This is a genomic window from Kitasatospora sp. NPDC059803, from assembly GCF_042732255.1.
Lineage (GTDB): Bacteria > Actinomycetota > Actinomycetes > Streptomycetales > Streptomycetaceae > Kitasatospora.
In genome coordinates this window covers 1-4288 of sequence record NZ_JBHWIJ010000459.1, presented here as the reverse complement: position 1 = coordinate 4288, position 4288 = coordinate 1, and the positions used below count along the sequence as shown (strand labels likewise).

Genomic DNA, 4288 nt, shown 5'->3' with positions numbered 1-4288 from the left:
CCCGGGTCCGGTACCGGACCCGGGAGCCTCCCGGTGCTTCGACTCCCCTGGGATCAGGCGAGGTTGGCGAGCGCCTCGTTGAAGGTCTTGGACGGGCGCATCACCGCCGCGGCCTTGGCCGGGTCCGGCTGGTAGTAGCCGCCGAGGTCGACCGGCGAGCCCTGCACGGCGATCAGCTCGTCGACGATGGTCGTCTCCTGCTCGCCGAGCGCCTTGGCCAGGCCCTCGAACGCCTGGGCCAGCTCGGCGTCGGCGGTCTGCCGGGCCAGCTCCTGGGCCCAGTACAGGGCCAGGTAGAAGTGGCTGCCGCGGTTGTCGATGCCGCCGAGGCGGCGGCTCGGCGACTTGTCCTCGTTGAGGAAGGTGCCGGTGGCGCGGTCCAGGGTGTCGGCCAGCACCTGGGCGCGGGCGTTGTCGGTGCTGGTGGCCAGGTGCTCGAAGCTGGCGGCCAGGGCGAAGAACTCGCCGAGGCTGTCCCAGCGCAGGTAGTTCTCCTTGACCAGCTGCTGGACGTGCTTCGGGGCGGAGCCGCCGGCGCCGGTCTCGAACAGGCCGCCGCCCGCCATCAGCGGGACGACCGACAGCATCTTGGCGCTGGTGCCCAGCTCCAGGATCGGGAACAGGTCGGTCAGGTAGTCGCGCAGCACGTTGCCGGTCACCGAGATGGTGTCCTCACCGCGGCGGATGCGCTCCAGCGAGAACGTGGTGGCCTCGACCGGGGACTTGATCTCGATCTGCAGGCCGGTGGTGTCGTGCTCCGGCAGGTACTTCTTGACCTTCTCGATCAGGACGGCGTCGTGGGCGCGGTTCTCGTCCAGCCAGAACACCGCCGGGTCGCCGGTGGCGCGGGCGCGGGTGACGGCCAGCTTGACCCAGTCCTGGATCGGCAGGTCCTTGGTCTGGCAGGCGCGGAAGATGTCGCCCGGCTGGACGGCCTGCTCCAGCACCACGTTGCCCTCGGCGTCGACGAGGCGGACGGTGCCGGCCGCGGCGATCTCGAAGGTCTTGTCGTGGCTGCCGTACTCCTCGGCCTTCTGGGCCATCAGACCGACGTTCGGGACGGAGCCGATGGTGGCCGGGTCCAGGGCGCCGTGGGCGCGGCAGTCGTCGATGACGGCCTGGTACACGCCGGAGTAGCTGCTGTCGGGCAGCACGGCGAGGGTGTCGGCCTCCTGGCCGTCCGGGCCCCACATGTGGCCGGAGGTGCGGATCATGGCCGGCATCGAGGCGTCGACGATGACGTCGCTCGGGACGTGCAGGTTGGTGATGCCCTTGTCCGAGTCGACCATCGCCAGGGCCGGGCCCTCGGCGAGCTCGGCCTCGAACGAGGCCTTGATCTCCGCGCCCAGGTGCGGCACGCCGTCCAGGCCGTTGAGGATGCCGCCGAGGCCGTTGTTCGGGTCCAGACCGGCGGCGACCAGCACCTCGCCGTACTTGGCGAAGGTCTTCGGGAAGAAGGCGCGGACGACGTGGCCGAAGATGATCGGGTCGGAGACCTTCATCATGGTGGCCTTGAGGTGGACCGAGAACAGCACGCCCTCGGCCTTGGCGCGCTCGACCTGGGCGGTCAGGAACTCGCGCAGGGCGGCGACGCGCATCACCGAGGCGTCGACGACCTCGCCGACCAGCACCGGGACGCGCTCGCGCAGCACGGTGGCGCTGCCGTCCTCGGCGACCAGCTCGATACGCAGCGCGCCGTCGGCGGCGATCACGGCGGACTTCTCGGTGGAGCGGAAGTCGTTCTCGCCCATGGTGGCGACGTTGGTCTCGGAGTCGGCCGACCAGGCGCCCATGCGGTGCGGGTGGGTCTTGGCGTAGTTCTTCACCGAGCCCGGGGCACGGCGGTCCGAGTTGCCCTCGCGCAGGACGGGGTTGACGGCGCTGCCCTTGACCTTGTCGTAACGGGCGCGGACGTCCTTGTCCTCGTCGGTCTGCGGGTCGTCCGGGTAGTCCGGGAGCGCGTAGCCCTGCGCCTGCAGCTCGGCGACGGCGGCCTTCAGCTGCGGGATGGACGCCGAGATGTTCGGCAGCTTGATGATGTTGGCGCCCGGGGTCTTGGCGAGGTCGCCCAGCTCGGCGAGGGCGTCCTCGATCCGCTGGCCCTCGGCGAGACGCTCCGGGAAGCTCGCGATGATCCGCCCGGCCAGGGAGATGTCGCGGGTCTCCACGCGCACACCCGCCGTCGAGGCGTATGCCTGGACAACCGGCAGGAACGAGTAGGTCGCCAGGGCCGGAGCCTCGTCGGTGTGCGTATAGATGATGGTCGAGTCAGTCATCGGTACTCCGCTTCACGTCTCCAACGTCTTGACGTCAAGATATCTCGTCACGGCCCCCTAGCTCCACCTCCCCCCGCCCCGGAGCGTGCGCCGGGTGCCCCGGGGGCGCGCCGACGGTCAGCTCCACCGTGGTCCCGGGGCGGGTGCGGGGCAAGCGGAGAACGCTCAGACCTCGGCGAACCTGGCCGCCAGCTCCGTCTCGTCGGCGAGGAACCAGAGCTGTCGGCCGCGGTTGCTCTCCCGGACGAAGTCGCGCAGCGGGTCGCTCGCCGCGACGTGGTCGGCGATGTCTCCGAGGACCACCAGGCCGACGCGGTAGTTGACGAATTTCTGCACGATGCCGCCGGCGACCCGGGTGCGCAGTGTGAAGAAGTCCGGGTGCAGCCGGGCGACGGGGACGACCACCCAGGAGGCGCCGCGGCCGAACGCGTCGCCGATCACGTCCATGGCGTCCTGCTCCTCGCGGATCGGCGCGCCCTCGGCGGGCAGCCGCAGGACCGTCGTGGCGTACTGCTCGGACATTGCCGTTCTCCCTGGTCGATGTGGGTTCGCTGTGGATCCGATGCGGATCCCGATGCGGGTCCGGTGTGACCGACGCCATCCGGCGCGGCCGGCGTCAACGCCTGGACGAGGCCTCAGTGCATGGACGAGGTCATCGTGTGGACGATGCCGAGCAGCGCGGCGGTGTCGGCCGGATCGCCGAGGACGACGAGCCGCAGGGTCTCCCGCTCCTCGTCGTGGACGGTCTCGACGTGCAGCGGCCAGCCGCCCTCGCGCGGGCCGGCGATCGCGGCCAGCACGGCGTTGGACAGCCGGTCGGCGGCGGCCCGGTCGACGTTCTCGATCCGGACGACGGCGGACACCTCGGCGCGCCGCGGGCCGGCACCGGGCACGGGTGCGGGCGGGGCGGCCGGGGCGCCGGTGAAGGCCTCCAGGTCCGCACGGGCGATCCGGTACTGCTTGCCGATCCTGGTCGCGGCGAGCCGGCCGTCGCGGATGTAGCCGCGGACGGTGCGCACGTGCAGGCCGAGCAGTTCGGCCACCTGTTCCACCGAGTAGTACTGCGCCACCTGCGACCATCCTCTCGAACGTCCTCATCCGCAGGAAACATACCATCCGATAGGGATGTTTACGTAATGATAGGGAGTGGTTTAGTCCACTCGGGTGAACCGACCGTCAGGGGTGCGTCAACGCACCACCTCATTCGGTCAACGCCGCGTCAGGACCGGCGACGCCCGGCGGAACCCGGCCTAGCGTCGAAGCAGCAGTTCCGGCAGGCACCACCACCCCACCCGGGAGCACTCGCATGGCCCGCGTCGTCTGGCACGTTCCGGTCACCGTCTCCAGTACCGGCACCACCACCGCCCTCCGCCTCTTCCGCCTGCGCGACGGCCGCCGCTGCGCCGTCGGCTTCTCCAGCCCCGAGTCGCTCGCCGCCCTCTTCGGGCCGGACCAGGCCTTCACCGAATTCGGTGAACCCGCCCTGCGCGCGCTCACCGCCCCCCTCGGCATCGACACCCTCGTCCTCGACCCGCGCCTGGTCGCCCCGCCCGTCACCGCACCCGCCACCCCGCTCGCCCCCGCCCCGACCGCACAGCTCCAGCACCGGTGACCGCCCTCCAGCTGGTCCCCGAAGACCCTGACCCCGAACCGGAACCACCCGAACCGGCCCGGGCGCTGCACGCGCTCGCCCGGGTCAGCTACGGGCCGGTCCCGCTCGACTTCGACCGGCTGGCGGCCGAGCACCCGGCCGTCCAGGGCGGACTCTCCCTCGCCGGCGACGCCGACCTGGAGCTCCGCCTCGCCTGCACCGGCCCCGAGGAACTGCGGGCGGTCGCCGCCGCCCTCCAGCGCGCCGGGGCCGCCAGGATCCGGATCGACCTGGTGCTGCGCGCCCTCACCCCCAGACCGGTCACCCTCCGCCCGGTTCCCTAGAAGACTGATGAAGATGTTGGGTTCTGGCCCCCCCGCGGGGGGGGGGGGGGGCGCAGTGTGTGTGGGGGGGGGTGGGT

The 4288-nt window shown here is 71.5% G+C and carries 5 protein-coding genes; 2 read left to right on the top strand and 3 right to left on the bottom strand.

Annotation, left to right across the window (positions count from 1 at the left end; translation table 11 throughout):
• Window positions 1-53 precede the first annotated feature (53 nt).
• From ACFV6I_RS38010 to ACFV6I_RS38000, 3 genes are all read right to left on the bottom strand, one after another.
• Window positions 54-2276 (bottom strand): NADP-dependent isocitrate dehydrogenase, encoded by a 2223-nt coding sequence (locus ACFV6I_RS38010; RefSeq protein WP_380430689.1) that lies wholly within the window; start codon window positions 2274-2276, stop codon window positions 54-56.
• Between the two features lie 165 nt (window positions 2277-2441).
• The gene (locus tag ACFV6I_RS38005) at window positions 2442-2798 is read right to left on the bottom strand and encodes a DUF4180 domain-containing protein (RefSeq protein ID WP_380430687.1); all 357 of its coding nucleotides are present in this window, start codon (window positions 2796-2798) and stop codon (window positions 2442-2444) included.
• A gap of 113 nt (window positions 2799-2911) precedes the next feature.
• Complete coding sequence (locus tag ACFV6I_RS38000; protein ID WP_380380978.1) at window positions 2912-3346, bottom strand: helix-turn-helix domain-containing protein; 435 nt, start codon at window positions 3344-3346, stop codon at window positions 2912-2914.
• A gap of 236 nt (window positions 3347-3582) precedes the next feature.
• Between ACFV6I_RS38000 and ACFV6I_RS37995 the strand changes: the two genes are divergently transcribed.
• Together ACFV6I_RS37995 and ACFV6I_RS37990 are read left to right on the top strand one after the other, a co-directional pair.
• Complete coding sequence (locus ACFV6I_RS37995) at window positions 3583-3888, top strand: SAV_915 family protein (RefSeq protein ID WP_063350301.1); 306 nt, start codon at window positions 3583-3585, stop codon at window positions 3886-3888.
• Window positions 3885-4211, top strand: coding sequence for a hypothetical protein (locus ACFV6I_RS37990; protein ID WP_063350300.1), 327 nt, complete (start codon window positions 3885-3887; stop codon window positions 4209-4211). The genes ACFV6I_RS37995 and ACFV6I_RS37990 overlap by 4 nt, the downstream gene beginning before the upstream one ends.
• Window positions 4212-4288 lie beyond the last annotated feature (77 nt).